Below are 17,603 nucleotides of genomic sequence, written 5' to 3'. Positions count from 1 at the left end.
TTTATCTACCTGGGAAACGTGGTGCAGGTTTTGCTTTTGTTGACTGGTTCTTTTTCGCTGGCTTCTTTTGTATCTTTTTATTCATTTCCTTGACAAGCTTAGCTACACGTTCTTTCTCAAGTTTTTCTAGACGAAACTCCTCTAGTTCTTCTGATGTTGGTTTAACTAGAATAATTTGAGTTTTTAAATCAGGGATTTCAATAGAATCTCCGATTCTAATTTTTTTGCCGCGACGATTTTCTAATTCCCCATTAAAATATACAAGATGGTCAGCTAAAAATGATTTAATAGCGCCACCACTTTGGATGATTCCAAGATCTTTTAAAAGAGCTTGGAGCGTAATAAATTCTTCAAATAATTTGTATTCCATAGTTCACCTCAATCTTTGGTATTATACCATATTTTACTTAAAATAGTGGAAGGAAAACCTAAGATATGAAAACGATTTTAATTTCAAAAGCGTCAAAGAGAACAGGAAAAATTTTCGTTTTCATGGTATAATAGAACTCTATGTAAAAGGAGGTAAAAGATGGAGTTATTCCCTGGAATTGCAGTGCATTTTATCTATTCTAAAAAGTTTAAGACAAATAAAATAACCATGCGTTTCACAGCTCCATTATCTCTGGATTTAATCTCTGGTCGCATGCTAAGTGCCAGTATGCTTGAAACTGCTAATAAAGGTTATCCAACTGCCCAGGTTCTTAGAAAACATCTGGCAGCATTGTATGGAGCAGATTTGTCAACTCATGCTTATAGAAGGGGGCAAAGTCACTTAGTAGACGTGAGTTTGACTTATGTTCGAGATGAATTTTTAAGTAAGAAAAACGTATTAACTGCTCAGATTTTAGAATTATTGTATCAAGTCATATTTAATCCATTGTCAGATGAAGATGAATTTGAGAACAATGCCTTTGAAATTGAAAAAAAACAATTGTTGGCGAGACTAGAATCAGAATTAGAGGATCCTTTCTTCTTTGCCCATAAAGAATTGGATCAGTTGTTTTTCCAAGAAGAATCAATGCAGTTAGTTCCTAAAGATTTAATTGCCAGAATTTCCGAAGAGACTTCTAAATCTTGCTATTCAAGTTTTCAAAAAATGCTGAAAGAAGATAGGATTGATTTATTCTTTTTAGGAGACTTTAATGAAATTGAAGTTCTAGAAAGCCTGAAGAAATATAAGTTGACAGGTCGTAAAGAAACTGTAAACATTCAATATCGACAAGAGTATTCAAATGTTCTTAGAGAAGGAATTATCAGGAGAAACCTAGGTCAGTCCATTTTAGAGATGGGTTACCATAGCACGATTGGTTATGAGGATGATCAAAAAATGGCTTTACTTCTTTTAAATGGTCTACTTGGGGCTTTTCCACATTCTAAACTGTTTACTCAAGTAAGGGAAAAGGAAGGCTTGGCTTATACAGTATCTAGTCATTTAGATCTTTTTAGTGGTTTTTTGCGACTCTTTGCTGGTATTAACCATCAAGACCGAAATCGAGTACGGAAACTGATGAATGATCAATTATTCGATATCAAAAATGGTCGATTTACAGATGCTGAAATCAATCAGACTAAGGAAATGATTCGCAGAAATATGTTGCTAAGTCAAGATAACCAAGACTCGATTATAGATAGAGAATACTTAACTATCTTTTTTGGTAAGTCAGTTTTAGACCTAGAGACTTTGATAGAGCAGCTAGAGCAAGTTGACAGGGATGAAATCTGTAGGGCGGCATCTAGTTTGAAATTGCAGGCTATCTATTTTATGGAAGGAGCAGAATGACTAGAGTAACTTTTCAAGAGAAATTTTATCCTGCTGTAAAGGAAACTCTTTATCAAGCGAAATTAGAAAGCGGCTTGACAGTTACTTTACTTCCGAAAAATGATTTTAACGAAGTTTATGGTGTGGTAACTGTTCAAGTTGGTTCGGTTGACACCGAGTTTACAGATAGAGATGGGAAAAAGAAAAATTATCCTAATGGCATTGCTCATTTTTTAGAACATAAACTTTTTGAAAGAGAAAACTCTGAAGATATCATGGCTACTTTTACAGAACTAGGAGCAGAAAGTAATGCCTTTACAAGCTTTACAAATACTAGTTATCTATTTTCAACATCTGATCGTGTTATAGAATGTTTGGATTTGCTTGAAGAACTCGTTACAAGTTTTCATATTACTAAAGAGTCAGTTGAACGTGAAAAGGATATCATCCAGCAAGAACGAGAGATGTATCAGGATGATCCAGATTCTTGCTTGTTCTTTAAAACACTTGCAAATCTATATCCAGAAACTCCACTAGCTTCAGATATTGTTGGGACTGAAGATTCGATAGAAGATATTCGTTTAGAGGATTTACGAGATAACTTTGATGAGTTTTACACACCTGTCAATAGCCATATTTTCCTCGTTGGAAATTTTGATTTAGAGTTGATACAGAATTATTTCTTGCAAAAGGATGTTGGATTTTGTATAGTTCAAAATCCACGAGAAACAATCGCTTTACACCCTGTAAAGAAGGTTGAGAGTATTCGTATGGATGTCGCATCACCTAAATTAGCAATTGGTGTTCGAACGAATTCTGATATGAGTCACCAGGATTGTTATCGATATAGCGTCTTACTAAGAGCTTTATTTACGATGATGTTTGGTTGGACTTCTAAAAGATTTCAAAGTTTGTATGAAACTGGTAAATTAGATTCTTCATTATCTTTAGAAGTTGAAATCAATCGACGTTTTAACTTTTTGATGCTGACAATGGATACAAAGGAACCTGTTGCTATTTCTCATCAATTCCGGAAGGCAATTCAGAACTTTGCGACCGATTCGGATGTATCAGAGGAACATCTTGATTTAATCAAAAGTGAAATTTATGGAGAATTTATCCATAATATGAACTCTTTAGAATTTATTGCGACCCAATATCAGTCACATTCTGATGAAACAAACCTGTTTGATTTGCCAAAGATTATACAGGAAACGACCTTGGATGATGTTCTTGAGGTAGGACATCATTTTATCGACAATAGTGAGATGGTTGAGGTTACGATTTTTCCGTTATAATGAATAAACTAAATTAGACTAGAAAGAAGGTATGGTAAGTATGAGAAAAAAGACAATTGGTGAAGTTTTACGTTTAGCAAGAATAAATCAGGGTTTGAGTTTAGAGGAATTGCAACGCAAGACAGATATCCAACTTGATATGCTAGAGGCTTTAGAATCAGATGATTTTGATAAGTTGCCTAGTCCCTTTTATGTTCGCTCTTTTTTGAGAAAGTATGCTTGGGCAGTTGAATTGGATGAAAGTATAGTTCTAGATGCTTATGATTCAGGTAGTATGATTACCTATGAAGAAGTTGATGTTGATGAGATAGAACTATCAGGTCGCAGACGTTCTAATCGAAAGAAACGTTCCCTGCTTCCACTTTTTTACTTCGTCTTATTCTCCTTATCAATTTTAGTATTCGTAACCTATTATGTTTGGAATTATATTCAAACACAACCAACAGAAACAACTTCAGCTAACTATAATGTTGTAACTACTACTACAAATGCAACAACTAGTGAAACAACAACTAGCAACCAAACCACTAGTCCATCAAGTTCGAGTGAAGCATCAACTGTGACTGTTTCAGGTCAGGGAGATGTGATATCAGTAGAGTATAAAACTTCTAAAGATACTGCTGAACTTCAATTATCTGTGACGGATGCAACAAGTTGGATAAGTGTATCAGATACGGATCTAGCTGGAGGGACTACTCTTGAGCCAAATAATAAAACAGCCAAAACAACAGTTTCTAAAGGCTCTCCAGTAACTATCACATTAGGTGTTGTTAAAGGCGTGAAAATCAAGATCGATAATCAGGAAATTGATACTTCGAAATTAACTGGTCAAACTGGCTGGATTACATTGAAATTAAGTTCAAATTAAGGAAGGATAACATGAAAAAAGAGAATATTCCTAACATACTTACGCTTGGTAGAATTTTATTTATTCCGATTTTTGTTCTCCTTCTATCATTTGGACAGTATCCTGTGTTACATAAAATAGCAGCAATTATTTTTGCCATTGCCAGTATCACTGACTATCTAGATGGCTATTTAGCTAGAAAATGGCAAGTAGTTAGCAATTTTGGGAAATTCGCAGATCCAATGGCAGATAAGTTGTTGGTTATGTCAGCCTTTATTATGCTGGTAGGCCTAAATATGGCACCTGCATGGCTAGTAGCCGTCATCATTTGCAGAGAACTTGCAGTTACTGGGTTGCGCCTACTCTTAGTTGAAACTGGAGGGACTGTTTTAGCTGCAGCAATGCCAGGAAAAATTAAAACATTTAGCCAGATGTTTGCGATTATCTTCTTGTTGTTCCATTGGAATTTACTTGGTCAGATAACTCTTTATATTGCTTTGTTCTTTACAGTTTATTCTGGTTATGATTACTTCAAGGGAAGCGCGTATTTGTTTAAAGGAACCTTTCGCTAGATATGGAATCGATTATTGAAATTAAGGATCTGTCATTTCGATACCAGGCAGATCAAGAACATTATGATGTTCATAACATTTCGTTTCACGTGAAACGTGGAGAATGGTTGTCAATCGTTGGTCACAACGGGAGTGGGAAATCAACGACAGTTCGCTTGATTGATGGCTTACTCGAGGCTGAATCTGGAGAAATTTGGATAGACGGTGATTGCCTAACTCCGGAAAACGTCTGGGAAAAAAGACGTCAGATTGGCATGGTCTTTCAAAATCCTGATAACCAATTCGTGGGGGCAACCGTAGAAGATGATGTTGCTTTTGGGCTAGAAAACCAAGGGATTCCACTTGAAGAGATGAAGAAACGAGTTTCTGAAGCTCTGTCATTAGTTGGGATGGCTGAATTTACTAAAAAAGAACCAGCTCGCTTGTCAGGTGGGCAAAAACAGAGGGTGGCTATCGCAGGAGTTGTAGCTCTACGACCAGATATTTTAATCTTGGATGAGGCTACAAGTATGTTGGACCCAGAAGGACGACTAGAGTTGATTAAGATAGTCCAGAAGATTCGCCAAGATCACCAGATGACAGTCATATCCATTACACATGACTTAGATGAGGTTGCTATGAGTGACCGTGTTTTGGTAATGAATAAAGGAAAAGTCGATTCAACAAGCACTCCTAGAGAATTATTCTCTAGGTCAGATTTAGATCAAATTGGCTTAGATCAACCCTTTGTCAACCAATTAAAAGAATCGCTACGTACTAGTGGCTTGAAATTACCAGAGCACTACCTGACCGAAGAGGAGCTCGAGGAGGCTTTATGGGAATTATTCTAGACAATGTGAGTTATACGTATCAGGAAGGAACACCCTTTGCCTCAGCTGCCTTGTCCGATGTTAGTTTGTCAATAGAGGATGGATCTTATACAGCAATTATTGGGCATACAGGAAGTGGGAAATCTACAATTCTACAACTTTTGAACGGTTTGTTGGTTCCCACAAAGGGAAGTGTTCGTGTCTTTGATACATTAATTACATCAACATCCGTCAATAAGCAAATTCGTCAAATCCGCAAACAAGTGGGCTTGGTTTTTCAGTTTGCAGAAAATCAAATCTTTGAGGAAACGGTCTTGAAAGATGTGGCTTTTGGGCCTCAAAATTTTGGAGTTTCTGTAGAAGAGGCAGAAGCTATTGCGCGTGAAAAACTAGCTTTAGTAGGAATTGACGAGTCACTCTTTGAGCGCAGCCCGTTTGAACTTTCAGGAGGTCAGATGAGAAGGGTTGCTATTGCTGGAATTTTAGCAATGGAGCCTAGTATCTTAGTTTTAGATGAACCTACAGCAGGACTAGATCCGATTGGTCGGAAAGAGTTGATGACTTTGTTTAAAAAGCTTCATCAAGATGGCATCACGATTGTTTTGGTGACTCACCTTATGGATGACGTAGCCGAATTTGCTGACCAAGTTTATGTGATGGAAAAAGGAAAGTTGGTCAAGAATGGGAAGCCAAGTCTTGTTTTTCAAAATGTCGAATTCATGGAAAAAATCCAATTAGGTGTTCCAAAAATCACAAGATTTGCTCAAAGACTAGCTGAACGAGGAGTTTCTTTTAAACAATTGCCGATAACGATAGAGGAGTTTAAGGAGTTCATCAATGGATAACATGATTTTAGGTCGTTACATACCAGGAAATTCGATTGTTCATCGTTTGGATCCTCGTAGTAAGTTAGTGGCAATGATTTTATTAATTTTGATTGTTTTTTGGGCTAATAATCCAATAACTAATGTGATCCTTTTCGTTGCAACAGGTATATTTGTAGCCTTATCTGAAGTTCCCTTATCTTTTTTCATAAAAGGTTTGCGGTCTATGTTTTTTCTGATTGCTTTTACAACCCTTTTTCAACTTTTCTTTATCTCTGGTGGAGATGTCTTGTTCGAGATGGGATTCATAAAAATCACGAGTCATGGTATTGAACAGGCAGGGATCATTTTTTGCCGCTTTGTGTTGATTATCTTTTTCTCAACCTTGCTTACCTTGACGACCATGCCATTAAGCTTGGCTACAGCAGTTGAGTCCTTACTTGGGCCCTTGAAAAGGTTTAAGGTTCCTGTTCATGAGATCGGGCTCATGTTGTCTATGAGTTTGCGCTTTGTACCAACCTTAATGGATGATACGATTCGAATTATGAACGCTCAAAAGGCGCGTGGGGTAGATTTTGGAGAAGGAAATGTAATCCAAAAAGTTAAGGCTATGATTCCTATTTTGATTCCTTTATTCGCTACAAGTTTGAAACGAGCGGATTCCCTTGCTACAGCCATGGAAGCTAGAGGATATCAAGGTGGGAACGGACGCAGCCAGTATCGACAGTTAAATTGGATGAATAAAGATAGTGTAGCTTTGCTCCTTGTATGTGTGTTGGGTGGCATTCTATTTTTGTTGAAATCCTAAAGTGAAGTATAGAATGAGATAGGGTAGAGGTATGAACCGTTTTAAAAAATCAAAATATATCATTGTTCTATTTGTCGTTATACTAGTAGTTTCTGTTTTTTTAGTGACGACACAATCAAGTACAGTTGTGACAAAAGCTGGAGATGGCATTTCTCTGATAGATAGAATTGTGCAAAAACCATTTCAATGGTTAGAATCTACAAAGTCAGATTTAGGAAATTTGACGAGAGCTTATAATGAGAATGAAACTCTCAAAAAAGAATTCTATCAAATGGAAAAGGAAAAGAATGAAGCAGATCGCTTAAAAGAAGAAAATGAACAACTGCGTCAATTACTAGATATGAAGTCAAAATTGAATGCTACTAAGCTAATTGCTGCGGATGTTATCATGAGAACTCCGGCGACTTGGAAACAAGAATTAACAGTTAACGTTGGTTCTCAACAAGGATCAACGACAAACATGCTTGTTGTTGCTGGTGGAGGATTAGTTGGAAGTGTTGAAAAAGTAGAAGACAACTCAACTGTGGTCAATTTATTGACAAACGCTGAGAATACAGAGAAGATTTCTGTTAAAATCCAGCATGGCTCTAGTAGCATTTATGGTATCATCATTGGTTATGATAAGGAAAAGGATCTTCTAAAAATTAGTCAATTAAATAGCAATGGCGACATTAGTCAGGGAGACAAAGTGGTAACTGGAGGTTTGGGAAACTTTAATGCTACAGATATCCCTGTAGGAGAAGTCGTATCAGTGACACATAGCACGGACTATCTAACAAGAGAAGTCATGGTTAAACTGCATGCGGATCCAATGAACCTTAAGGTTGTAGAGTTAGTGGGGAATCCATCATGAGACTTTTTAAGCAGATAGGAATGTTTGTACTATTGCCTTTAATTATCTTGATCGATAGCCATTTAGGGCAGTTTGTAAATAGTTTTTTCCCACATATACAAATTGTTAGCCACTTTATTTTTATCTTCTTATTATTTGAAACGATAGAAGTATCTGAGTATCTGTTTTTAGCTTATTGCCTAGTTGTAGGACTTGTATACGATATTTACTTCTTCCATTTGATTGGAATAGCTAGTCTGCTATTTGTAATTATTGGAGCAATAGTGTATAAAAGCAACTCAGTTATTTTGTCAAATAGATGGACTCGAGTACTTGCCGTTTTAATGATGACTTTCACATTTGAATTTGGAAGTTTTATCCTAGCGCAGGTGGTAGGAATGACTGCAGAAAATCTACCTGTTTTTATAGTTTATAGTCTGGGTCCTAGTATGATATTGAATTTTATATGGATGTTAGTTTTCCAATATATTTTTGAAAAAATATATCTATGAGAAAGAAACAAAACTGTAATAAAGGCGTAATATTTATTAGGCCTTTTTTTGATATACTAGTATTGTCTTTTTAAAGAAGGAGTATTTACACTTATGAAGAAAAAAATTCTAGCATCACTTATGTTAAGTACAGTATTAGTTTCACAAGGAGCTGTACTTTCAAGTGTCCAAGCCAATACAACAGATGAAAAAATTGCTGCTCAAGATAGCAAAATTAGTGAGTTGACAACACAACAAAAGGAAGCTCAAAAACAAGTTGATGAGATTCAAACTCAAGTAACAGCTATTCAAACGGAACAAGAAAAGTTGCAAGCTGAGAATGAAAAACTTCAAGAAGAATCTAAAAAACTTGAAGGCGAAATCTCAGAGCTTTCAAAAAATATTGTAGCGCGTAATGAGTCACTTGAGAATCAAGCCCGTAGTGCGCAAACTAACGGAACTGCTACAAGTTACATTAACACAATTATTAACTCTAACTCAATCACAGAAGCTATTTCTCGTGTAGCAGCTATGAGTGAGATTGTATCAGCAAACAATAAAATGCTGCAACAACAAAAAGAAGATAAAAAAGCAATTTCTGAAAAACAAGTTGCAAACAATGATGCAATCAACACAGTTATTGCCAACCAACAAACACTTGCTGATGACGCTCAAGCCTTGACAACAAAACAGGCAGAATTGAAAGCTGCTGAGTTGAATCTTGCAGCAGAAAAAGCTACCGCAGAAAGTGAAAAAGCTACTTTGTTAGAGCAAAAAGCAGCAGCTGAAGCAGAAGCTAAAGCAGCAGCTGAAGCAGAAGCGGCATACAAAGCGAAACAAACAAGTCAACAACAAACAGTTGCTGCATCAGCAAATACAACCTTTGCAGCACAAGTACAAGCAACTTCAAGCTCATCATCAGACGATGATTCAAGCTACACACCTGCAGTAACTACTGTAAGTCAGCGCCCAACCTATAGTTCAAATGCATCAAGTTATCCAGTAGGTCAATGTACATGGGGAGCAAAAACTTTAGCACCATGGGCTGGCGATTACTGGGGGAATGGTGGTCAATGGGCTGCAAGTGCAGCGGCTGCAGGTTTCCGTACAGGTTCTACACCACAAGTTGGAGCAATTGCTTCATGGGATGATGGAGGATATGGTCACGTAGCAGTTGTTACGGCTGTTGAATCATCAACTCGTATTCAAGTTTCTGAATGTAACTATGATGGTAGTGGAACTCAACCAATTGGAAATTATCGTGGCTGGTTTAATCCGACAGCATCAAGAGGTACTGTAAGATACATTTATCCAAACTAATATACTGATTATTACTAAATTTAGGGTGAGGTTTTATGAATCTCACCCTTTGTATAGTGCTGAAAAATAAATTTCATTATATAATTACTTGAACTTATGTTATATTCTTTTCTTAGAATTATTTAGTTAAAGTTAGATGAAATTTAGAGATTTAGTACGAGTGTAGCACGTTAATAAAAAAGGTTTCTAAAGGGAGTTGGTGTTGGAGTTATGTTTACGTATAAAATAAATGTTGATGTCAAAGAGTGGGATTTATTTCTAGAAAATCATCCTCAAGGAAATTTATTGCAGAGTAGTGATTGGGCCAAGATAAAGGATACTTGGGGGAATGAGAGAGTTGGATTTTATAAAGAAAATCAACTAGTTGGAGTAGCGAATATCTTAATTCAGCCGCTACCATTAGGACTTTCTATGTTCTATATTCCACGAGGTCCAGTAATTGACTATGAAGATAAAGAACTTCTGAAATTTGTACTTTTAACGTTGAAAAAACTTGCTAAAAAAAACCATGCAATAATGGTTAAATTTGATCCAAGTTTGTTTATCAGTCGAAGTCTTATCGACCAAGAAATTATTCAAAATTCTAAAACTTTTGAAATTATTGAGGAATTGCAAAAAAACAAAGTTCATTGGACTGGTTTGACAAAGGATATGGCAGAAAATATACAACCACGTTTTCAAGCTAATATTCATAAAGAAAACTTCTCGCTAGATCAACTATCCAAGTCTACTAGACAGGCAATCCGAACTGCAAGAAATAAAGGATTGGAAGTAAAATTCGGTGGACTCGACTTATTAGATGAATTTTCATTTTTAATGAAGAAAACAGAGTCTCGTAAGAACATTAGTTTACGAGGCAAAGATTATTATCAGAAGTTACTGAATACTTATCCTGATCACTCTTTTATCACACTGAGCTACTTAGATTTACCTAATAGACTGAAAGAAGTTGAGCAGCAACTCGAAAAGAATCTCAAAATAGCGCAGAAATTTACTGATAAAACGAAAGAAGGCAAAATAAAAGAGAATCAGCAAGAGAGAGAACGATTAGAAGAAGAAATTGCTTTTCTTAAGAGCTGTATTGACAGAGGGGATAATGTTGTCCCATTGTCTGGAACTTTGACCATCGAATTTGGGAAAACATCTGAAAACTTATATGCTGGAATGAATGAAGAGTTTAGACACTATCAACCTGCTATACCTACATGGTTTGAGACAGCTCAACATTCATTTGAACGTGGGGCAGAGACTCATAATATGGGTGGAATTGAAAACAACTTAGAAGGCGGGTTATTTAATTTTAAATCTAAGTTTAATCCCACTATTGAGGAATTTGCTGGTGAGTTTAACTATCCAACTAGTTCATTATATTTCTTGTTTAATCTAGCTTATAAGATTCGTAAGAAACTTCGAAGCAGATAGCATAAACACCACTACATTAAATTTAAAAAAATAGCTATTAGAACATCTCAGCAGTGTATGTTGAGATGTTTTAAATTTAGAGCTTTTAACTGGTAATTTAATAAGGAGAAAATAACAAAATTACTTGAAATAAAGCTCTAATTATGATAAAATGAAACTTGTCGTGTGAACGATAATACTCATTCTTGATGAATTGTGAAACTGTTGCCCTTGGGTTGTTTTGCAAGCTGAAATCAAGAAGAGGAAAAAACAAAAAAGGAGAAATACTCATGGCAGTAATTTCAATGAAACAACTTCTTGAGGCTGGTGTACACTTTGGTCACCAAACTCGTCGCTGGAACCCTAAGATGGCTAAGTACATCTTCACTGAACGTAACGGAATCCACGTTATCGACTTGCAACAAACTGTAAAATACGCTGACCAAGCATACGACTTTATGCGTGATGCAGCAGCTAACGACGCAGTTGTATTGTTCGTTGGTACTAAGAAACAAGCTGCTGACGCTGTTAAAGAAGAAGCAGAGCGTTCTGGTCAATACTTCATCAACCACCGTTGGTTGGGTGGAACTCTTACTAACTGGGGAACAATCCAAAAACGTATCGCTCGTTTGAAAGAAATCAAACGCATGGAAGAAGAAGGAATCTTCGATGTTCTTCCTAAGAAAGAAGTTGCACTTCTTAACAAACAACGTGCACGTCTTGAAAAATTCTTGGGTGGTATCGAAGACATGCCTCGCATCCCAGATGTAATGTACGTAGTTGACCCACATAAAGAGCAAATCGCTGTTAAAGAAGCTAAAAAATTGGGAATCCCAGTTGTAGCGATGGTTGACACAAACACTGATCCAGATGATATCGATGTAATCATCCCAGCTAACGATGACGCTATCCGCGCAGTTAAGTTGATCACAGCTAAATTGGCAGACGCTATCATCGAAGGTCGCCAAGGTGAAGATGCTGTAGTAGCAGTTGAAGCAGAATTTGCAGCTTCAGAAGCTCAAGCAGACTCAATCGAAGAAATCGTTGAAGTTGTTGAAGGCGACAACGCTTAATTCGTATAAATAGTAATTACCTAGGAGGGCGGGGCTTAGCCCGGCTCTCCTATTTTTAAAAAATATAGGAGAATCAAAATGGCAGAAATTACAGCTAAACTTGTTAAAGAGTTGCGTGAAAAATCTGGTGCTGGTGTTATGGACGCTAAGAAAGCATTGGTTGAAGTTGAAGGTGATATCGAAAAAGCGATTGAATTGCTTCGCGAAAAAGGTATGGCTAAGGCAGCTAAAAAAGCTGACCGTGTTGCTGCAGAAGGTTTGACAGGTGTATTTGTTAACGGTAACGTTGCAGCAGTAGTTGAAGTAAATGCTGAAACTGACTTCGTTGCGAAAAACGCTCAATTCGTTGAGTTGGTAAATGCTACAGCTAAAGTAATCGCTGAAGGTAAACCAGCTAACAACGAAGAAGCACTTGCTTTGACAATGCCTTCAGGTGAAACTCTTGAAGCTGCATATGTATCTGCAACAGCTACAATCGGTGAAAAAATCTCATTCCGTCGTTTTGCTTTGCTTGAAAAAACAGATGCACAACACTTCGGTGCGTACCAACACAACGGCGGACGTATCGGTGTTATCTCTGTAATCGAGGGTGGAGACGAAGCGCTTGCTAAGCAAATCTCAATGCACATTGCTGCGATGAAACCAACAGTTCTTTCATACAAAGAATTGGATGAGCAATTTGTTAAAGATGAGTTGGCACAATTGAACCACGTTATCGACCAAGATAACGAAAGCCGTGCAATGGTTGGTAAACCAGCTCTTCCACACCTTAAATATGGTTCTAAAGCTCAATTGACTGATGAAGTGATTGCTCAAGCTGAAGAAGATATCAAAGCTGAATTGGCAGCTGAAGGTAAACCAGAAAAAATCTGGGATAAAATCATTCCAGGTAAAATAGATCGCTTCATGCTTGACAACACTAAAGTTGACCAAGCTTACACTCTTCTTGCACAAGTTTACATCATGGATGACAGCAAGACAGTTGAAGCATACCTTGAATCAGTTAACGCTTCAGTAGTTGAGTTCGCTCGCTTTGAAGTTGGTGAAGGTATCGAGAAAGCTGCAAATGACTTTGAAGCTGAAGTTGCAGCTACAATGGCAGCAGCCTTGAATAACTAATAATAAAAAGAGGAAGCAGATTTGCTTCCTTTTTCTTTTAGAAAAAATTAAAAAGCCCTTTAACAAGGGCTTTGTGTATTTAGGAGACTAGACTTCAAACTCATAGAGTGCTGTAGATAGGTAACGTTCTCCGTTATCTGGTGCAAGCGCAAGGACTTTTTTACCTGCTCCAAGTTTTTTAGCGACTTCAATTGCTGCATAGATAGCTGCAGCAGAAGAAATACCTACTAAGAAACCTTCTTTTCCACCGATTTCACGACCAAGTGCAAGAGCATTGTCTGATGTTACGCGAACGATGCCATCGTAAGCTTTTGTGTCAAGTGTTTCTGGGATGAATCCAGCAGAGATACCTTGAATTTTATGAGGTCCAGGTTTTTCACCAGATAAGATAGCTGATTCGTCTGCCTCAACTGCAAAAACTTGAATGTTTGAATTAGCAGCTTTAAGAGCATGAGAAACACCTGAAATAGTTCCTCCAGTACCAACACCAGCAACAAAGGCATCTAAACCGTCAGCTCCGAAATCAGCTAGAATCTCAGCTCCTGTTGTTCTTTCGTGAACTTCTGGGTTAGCTTGGTTATTAAACTGTAATGGTAGGAAACCATCACGCTCAGCAGCAATTTCCTGTGCTTTTGCAATCGCACCTTTCATTCCTTCGCTACCTGGAGTGAGGACTAGTTCAGCACCATAAGCTTGGATGATTTTACGGCGTTCAACACTCATTGTTTCAGGCATAACGATGACAACTTTGTAACCTTTAGCAGCACCAACCCATGAAAGACCGATACCAGTGTTCCCACTTGTTGCTTCCACAATAGTAGAACCAGGTTTAAGTTTGCCTTCTTGCTCTGCTTTTTCAATCATACTAAGAGCAATGCGGTCTTTAACGGATGACCCTGGGTTAAAAGCTTCTAATTTTACATAAACATCTGCTGCACCCTCAGGTACGATGTTGTTCAATTTAACAATCGGTGTTTTCCCGATAAGTTCTGTGATATTGTTATAAATAGCCATGTTAGCACCTCTTTATATAAGATGATTCTAGTATAACGCTAACTTTAACTTTTGTAAAATATAGAAATCCTATCGGAGTGATAGGATTTTTTTATAACAATCAGAAAAAAATAGTCAGTGTAAATCTAAAAACTGAGAGGGGTATTAAACAGTGCTTTACACAAGGTTTACAGGAACTTCAATTTCTCGTAAATCTTGGTCTGTTAGGATAACTTTCCCGTTAAAAAATTCAATAAGGGCAGCTTTGGTATCCTCTTTATCTTCTTTATCGACAAAGATGATTGTGTCAACTTGATCTGTAAAGTTAGTTTCGAGTTCCATAAGATTATGTTCTTTAAGAAAATTCCCATATTCTTGATATTGAGCATAGCTCATTTGAATTTGAATCCCTGCTTGTTCTTTAATTTCGACAATTCCAATTTCTTTGACAGCAAGAGCAACACTACCTGCATAAGCGCGAATGAGTCCCCCAGCACCTAGCTTAATACCACCGAAATAACGGGTAACAACTACACAGACATTGGTTAAATTGTGATTTTCCAAAACTCCTAGCATTGGCACACCAGCGGTACCACTTGGCTCTCCATCATCACTAGTTCGCTTAATTTCACTCCGCTCACCGATAATAAAAGCAGAGCAGTTATGGGTCGCTTTATAGTGCTCTTTTTTTATGGCAGTAATGAAAGCACGGGCTTCTTCCTCGCTATAGACACGCTTTGCATGGCAAATAAAGCGAGATTTTTTGATTTCTTCTTGGACTTGTCCGTCCTCTTTTATCGTTCTACATTCCATATTTTTATTGTACTAAAAAATAGGATAAAGTTCTAGATTTTACGAATAAAGAAGTATGAAAATAAATCCGAATTATCTTGGTCGCCTTTTTACAGAACAAGAATTAAGCCCAGAAGAACAACAACTAGCGGAGAAGCTACCAAGCATGAGAAAAGAAAAGGGGAAACTCTTCTGTCAACGATGTGATAGTATGATTCAAGATGAATGGTCTCTACCTATTAATGCTCATTACTGCCGAGAATGTTTGTTGATGAAGCGAGTTAGGAGTGATCAGGCCTTGTATTATTTCCCTCAAGAAGATTTTCCTAAACAAGATGTTCTTAAATGGCAGGGACAATTGACTCCATTTCAAGAGAAAGTATCAGAGGGATTACTTCAAGCGGTAGAAAGTCAGCAGCCAACTTTAGTTCATGCAGTGACCGGCGCTGGGAAGACAGAGATGATTTATCAAGTTGTTGCGAAAGTTATTAATGAAGGTGGCGCAGTTTGTCTAGCCAGTCCCCGAATAGATGTTTGTTTGGAATTGTATAAGCGATTGCAGAATGATTTTACCTGTGAGATAGCCTTGCTGCATGGAGAGTCCAAACCATATTTTCGAACCCCTCTGGTTGTTGCGACGACTCATCAATTATTAAAGTTTTACCATGCTTTTGATTTGCTAATAGTAGATGAAGTAGATGCTTTTCCATATGTTGATAACAGGATGCTTTACAAAGCTGTAAAGAATTGTGTAAAGGATGATGGACTAAGAATTTTCCTCACCGCTACTTCTACAGACGAGTTGGATAAGAAGGTTCGACTAGGGGAACTAAAACGACTAAGCCTACCAAGGCGGTTCCATGGGAATCCTTTAATTATTCCAAAACCCGTCTGGCTATCTGATCTGGATAAATGTTTGGATAAGTTTCGCCTACCACTAAAGTTAAAAAGATATGTTGAAAACCAGAGAAGGACTGGCTATCCCTTACTAATATTTGCATCAGAAATTACAAAGGGAGAGAAGTTGAAGGAAATCTTGCAGCTAGAGTTTCCGAATGAGAAAATTGGTTTCGTATCCTCAGTTACTGAAGATAGATTAGAGCAAGTTCAAGCTTTTAGGGACAGGGAATTGACCATATTGATAAGCACAACAATATTGGAGCGCGGAGTTACCTTCCCTTGTGTTGATGTCTGTGTCGTAGAAGCAAACCATCGTCTTTTTACAAAATCAAGCCTCATTCAAATTGGAGGACGTGTAGGTCGTAGCATGGATAGACCAACAGGAGATTTAATTTTCTTTCATAATGGCTTAAACCGTTCGATTAAGAATGCTATAAAGGAAATCAAGCTGATGAACAAGGAGGCAGGCTTATGATTTGTTTACTTTGTGGACAACATTTGAAGAAAAATCTAACCTTTGGAGAGCTTCTTTTTTTGAAAAAGGAGGAGGGCTCACTTTGTTTAGCTTGTTACTCAAGTTTTGAAATTATTGGGGAAGAACATTGCCCAAATTGTTATAAAAAAGGAGTGTCAACATCGTGTCAAGATTGTCAACTTTGGTGTAAAGAAGGGTTTGAAGTAAGTCATGAAGCGATTTTTACTTATAATCAAGCAATGAAAGACTTCTTTAATCGTTACAAATTTGATGGCGATTATATTCTCCGAAAAGTTTTTGCAATGATTTTAAAAGAGAATATAAAAAAATACAAGGATTATCATTTTATTTTAATACCGTTAAGCCCTGAGAGGTATGCAAAAAGAGGTTTTAATCAGGTTGCAGGCCTAATAGAAGCGGCAGGACTTTCCCATCTGGATGTATTAGGGAAAAGAGAAGAAAAAGCAAGTTCTTCTAAAAATCGTTCAGAGCGTTTGGCCACGGAACTTCCGTTTTTTATTAAAGAAGACAGCAGGATTCCAAAGAAGATTCTATTGATTGATGATATTTATACGACAGGTGCGACTGTTAATCGTGTCAAGAGTATGCTAGAGAATGCAGGAGCAGAAGAGGTTAGAACATTTTCCCTCGTAAGATGAGGAAAAAGATTGCAATAATTTTTTGAAAGCGTTATAATAAATATAGAAAAACAAATATGTTTAGAAAGAAGGTACTTATATGATTAAATATAGTATCCGTGGTGAAAACCTAGAAGTAACAGAAGCAATTCGTGATTATGTAGTTTCTAAACTCGAAAAGATCGAAAAATACTTCCAAGCAGATCAAGAACTAGATGCACGTGTAAATTTGAAAGTGTATCGTGAAAAGACTGCTAAGGTAGAAGTAACAATTCCACTTGGATCTATTACTCTTCGTGCAGAAGATGTTTCTCAAGATATGTATGGATCTATTGATTTGGTGACAGATAAGATTGAACGTCAAATCCGTAAAAACAAAACTAAAATTGAACGTAAGAACAGAAATAAAGTTTCTACTAGCCAATTATTTACAGATGCTTTGGTTGAAGAGACAGATGGGGCTCAACCTAAAGTTGTTCGTTCAAAACAAATTGATTTAAAACCAATGGACCTTGAAGAAGCACTTCTTCAGATGGACTTATTGGGACATGATTTCTTCATCTATATCGATGTTGAAGATGAAACAACAAATGTCATTTATCGACGCGAAGATGGAGATATTGGTCTTCTTGAAGTGAAAGAATCATAATAC

The 17,603-nt window shown here is 37.0% G+C and carries 19 protein-coding genes; 16 read left to right on the top strand and 3 right to left on the bottom strand.

Going from position 1 to position 17,603, the window contains the following annotated elements:
• Position 1: 1 nt before the first annotated feature.
• On the bottom strand, positions 2 to 370 hold the full coding sequence (yaaA, locus tag QM419_RS07510; protein WP_178895626.1) for a S4 domain-containing protein YaaA: 369 nt from the start codon (positions 368 to 370) through the stop codon (positions 2 to 4).
• Between the two features lie 159 nt (positions 371 to 529).
• On the opposite strand from yaaA, the gene yfmF reads away from it, so the two are divergent.
• From yfmF to tsf, 13 genes are all read left to right on the top strand, one after another.
• Entirely contained in the window at positions 530 to 1,780 is a 1,251-nt protein-coding gene (yfmF, locus tag QM419_RS07505) for an EF-P 5-aminopentanol modification-associated protein YfmF (protein WP_414278375.1), read from the top strand.
• Entirely contained in the window at positions 1,777 to 3,057 is a 1,281-nt protein-coding gene (yfmH, locus tag QM419_RS07500) for an EF-P 5-aminopentanol modification-associated protein YfmH (protein WP_414278374.1), read from the top strand. The genes yfmF and yfmH overlap by 4 nt, the downstream gene beginning before the upstream one ends.
• A 40-nt stretch (positions 3,058 to 3,097) precedes the next feature.
• Positions 3,098 to 3,925, top strand: a complete 828-nt coding sequence (gene rodZ, locus QM419_RS07495; RefSeq protein WP_414278373.1) for a cytoskeleton protein RodZ — start codon at positions 3,098 to 3,100, stop codon at positions 3,923 to 3,925.
• An 11-nt stretch (positions 3,926 to 3,936) separates the two neighbouring features.
• Positions 3,937 to 4,476, top strand: a complete 540-nt coding sequence (gene pgsA, locus QM419_RS07490; protein WP_414278372.1) for a CDP-diacylglycerol--glycerol-3-phosphate 3-phosphatidyltransferase — start codon at positions 3,937 to 3,939, stop codon at positions 4,474 to 4,476.
• Positions 4,477 to 4,478: 2 nt separating this feature from the next.
• Positions 4,479 to 5,306 (top strand): energy-coupling factor ABC transporter ATP-binding protein, encoded by an 828-nt coding sequence (locus QM419_RS07485; protein ID WP_414278371.1) that lies wholly within the window; start codon positions 4,479 to 4,481, stop codon positions 5,304 to 5,306.
• Positions 5,291 to 6,130 (top strand): energy-coupling factor transporter ATPase, encoded by an 840-nt coding sequence (locus QM419_RS07480; RefSeq protein ID WP_414278370.1) that lies wholly within the window; start codon positions 5,291 to 5,293, stop codon positions 6,128 to 6,130. Before QM419_RS07485 ends, QM419_RS07480 begins: the two co-directional genes overlap by 16 nt.
• A complete protein-coding gene (locus QM419_RS07475; RefSeq protein ID WP_414278369.1) occupies positions 6,123 to 6,917 on the top strand; it encodes an energy-coupling factor transporter transmembrane component T family protein in 795 nt (264 codons plus the stop codon). The genes QM419_RS07480 and QM419_RS07475 overlap by 8 nt, the downstream gene beginning before the upstream one ends.
• Positions 6,918 to 6,948: 31 nt before the next feature.
• Positions 6,949 to 7,770: a rod shape-determining protein MreC gene (gene mreC, locus QM419_RS07470; protein WP_414278368.1), complete on the top strand. Its 822-nt coding sequence runs from the start codon at positions 6,949 to 6,951 to the stop codon at positions 7,768 to 7,770.
• The gene (gene mreD / locus QM419_RS07465) at positions 7,767 to 8,261 is read left to right on the top strand and encodes a rod shape-determining protein MreD (protein WP_414278367.1); all 495 of its coding nucleotides are present in this window, start codon (positions 7,767 to 7,769) and stop codon (positions 8,259 to 8,261) included. Before mreC ends, mreD begins: the two co-directional genes overlap by 4 nt.
• A 93-nt stretch (positions 8,262 to 8,354) precedes the next feature.
• Entirely contained in the window at positions 8,355 to 9,560 is a 1,206-nt protein-coding gene (gene pcsB, locus QM419_RS07460) for a peptidoglycan hydrolase PcsB (protein WP_414278366.1), read from the top strand.
• Positions 9,561 to 9,770: 210 nt separating this feature from the next.
• Positions 9,771 to 10,982 (top strand): aminoacyltransferase, encoded by a 1,212-nt coding sequence (locus QM419_RS07455; RefSeq protein ID WP_414278365.1) that lies wholly within the window; start codon positions 9,771 to 9,773, stop codon positions 10,980 to 10,982.
• 269 nt (positions 10,983 to 11,251) lie between these two features.
• A complete protein-coding gene (gene rpsB, locus QM419_RS07450) occupies positions 11,252 to 12,034 on the top strand; it encodes a 30S ribosomal protein S2 (protein WP_178895615.1) in 783 nt (260 codons plus the stop codon).
• A gap of 78 nt (positions 12,035 to 12,112) precedes the next feature.
• Complete coding sequence (gene tsf, locus QM419_RS07445) at positions 12,113 to 13,153, top strand: translation elongation factor Ts (protein WP_414278364.1); 1,041 nt, start codon at positions 12,113 to 12,115, stop codon at positions 13,151 to 13,153.
• Positions 13,154 to 13,240: 87 nt separating this feature from the next.
• Here tsf and cysK read toward each other — a convergent pair whose 3' ends face one another.
• Together cysK and QM419_RS07435 are read right to left on the bottom strand one after the other, a co-directional pair.
• Entirely contained in the window at positions 13,241 to 14,167 is a 927-nt protein-coding gene (gene cysK, locus QM419_RS07440) for a cysteine synthase A (RefSeq protein ID WP_414254557.1), read from the bottom strand.
• A gap of 156 nt (positions 14,168 to 14,323) precedes the next feature.
• Entirely contained in the window at positions 14,324 to 14,959 is a 636-nt protein-coding gene (locus tag QM419_RS07435) for a YigZ family protein (RefSeq protein ID WP_414278363.1), read from the bottom strand.
• A 55-nt stretch (positions 14,960 to 15,014) separates the two neighbouring features.
• Between QM419_RS07435 and QM419_RS07430 the strand changes: the two genes are divergently transcribed.
• The 3 genes from QM419_RS07430 (at position 15,015) to hpf (ending at position 17,600) form a co-directional block, all read left to right on the top strand.
• On the top strand, positions 15,015 to 16,313 hold the full coding sequence (locus tag QM419_RS07430; RefSeq protein ID WP_414278362.1) for a DEAD/DEAH box helicase: 1,299 nt from the start codon (positions 15,015 to 15,017) through the stop codon (positions 16,311 to 16,313).
• Positions 16,310 to 16,972, top strand: a complete 663-nt coding sequence (locus QM419_RS07425) for a ComF family protein (protein ID WP_414254560.1) — start codon at positions 16,310 to 16,312, stop codon at positions 16,970 to 16,972. Before QM419_RS07430 ends, QM419_RS07425 begins: the two co-directional genes overlap by 4 nt.
• Before the next feature lie 79 nt (positions 16,973 to 17,051).
• Positions 17,052 to 17,600 (top strand): ribosome hibernation-promoting factor, HPF/YfiA family, encoded by a 549-nt coding sequence (hpf, locus tag QM419_RS07420; protein WP_414254561.1) that lies wholly within the window; start codon positions 17,052 to 17,054, stop codon positions 17,598 to 17,600.
• The last annotated feature ends 3 nt before the right edge of the window (positions 17,601 to 17,603 follow it).

The organism is Streptococcus infantis (genome assembly GCF_047464715.1).
Taxonomy (GTDB): domain Bacteria; phylum Bacillota; class Bacilli; order Lactobacillales; family Streptococcaceae; genus Streptococcus; species Streptococcus infantis_S.
This window is presented reverse-complemented; position numbering and strand designations above follow the sequence as displayed.

Bases quoted from the DNA above. Each gene is read 5' to 3' on its own strand.
- yaaA (WP_178895626.1), bottom strand. From the start codon at position 370: ATGGAATACAAATTATTTGAAGAATTTATTACGCTCCAAGCTCTTTTA.
- yfmF (WP_414278375.1), top strand. From the start codon at position 530: ATGGAGTTATTCCCTGGAATTGCAGTGCATTTTATCTATTCTAAAAAG.
- yfmH (WP_414278374.1), top strand. From the start codon at position 1,777: ATGACTAGAGTAACTTTTCAAGAGAAATTTTATCCTGCTGTAAAGGAA.
- rodZ (WP_414278373.1), top strand. From the start codon at position 3,098: ATGAGAAAAAAGACAATTGGTGAAGTTTTACGTTTAGCAAGAATAAAT.
- pgsA (WP_414278372.1), top strand. From the start codon at position 3,937: ATGAAAAAAGAGAATATTCCTAACATACTTACGCTTGGTAGAATTTTA.
- QM419_RS07485 (WP_414278371.1), top strand. From the start codon at position 4,479: ATGGAATCGATTATTGAAATTAAGGATCTGTCATTTCGATACCAGGCA.
- QM419_RS07480 (WP_414278370.1), top strand. From the start codon at position 5,291: ATGGGAATTATTCTAGACAATGTGAGTTATACGTATCAGGAAGGAACA.
- QM419_RS07475 (WP_414278369.1), top strand. From the start codon at position 6,123: ATGGATAACATGATTTTAGGTCGTTACATACCAGGAAATTCGATTGTT.
- mreC (WP_414278368.1), top strand. From the start codon at position 6,949: ATGAACCGTTTTAAAAAATCAAAATATATCATTGTTCTATTTGTCGTT.
- mreD (WP_414278367.1), top strand. From the start codon at position 7,767: ATGAGACTTTTTAAGCAGATAGGAATGTTTGTACTATTGCCTTTAATT.
- pcsB (WP_414278366.1), top strand. From the start codon at position 8,355: ATGAAGAAAAAAATTCTAGCATCACTTATGTTAAGTACAGTATTAGTT.
- QM419_RS07455 (WP_414278365.1), top strand. From the start codon at position 9,771: ATGTTTACGTATAAAATAAATGTTGATGTCAAAGAGTGGGATTTATTT.
- rpsB (WP_178895615.1), top strand. From the start codon at position 11,252: ATGGCAGTAATTTCAATGAAACAACTTCTTGAGGCTGGTGTACACTTT.
- tsf (WP_414278364.1), top strand. From the start codon at position 12,113: ATGGCAGAAATTACAGCTAAACTTGTTAAAGAGTTGCGTGAAAAATCT.
- cysK (WP_414254557.1), bottom strand. From the start codon at position 14,167: ATGGCTATTTATAACAATATCACAGAACTTATCGGGAAAACACCGATT.
- QM419_RS07435 (WP_414278363.1), bottom strand. From the start codon at position 14,959: ATGGAATGTAGAACGATAAAAGAGGACGGACAAGTCCAAGAAGAAATC.
- QM419_RS07430 (WP_414278362.1), top strand. From the start codon at position 15,015: ATGAAAATAAATCCGAATTATCTTGGTCGCCTTTTTACAGAACAAGAA.
- QM419_RS07425 (WP_414254560.1), top strand. From the start codon at position 16,310: ATGATTTGTTTACTTTGTGGACAACATTTGAAGAAAAATCTAACCTTT.
- hpf (WP_414254561.1), top strand. From the start codon at position 17,052: ATGATTAAATATAGTATCCGTGGTGAAAACCTAGAAGTAACAGAAGCA.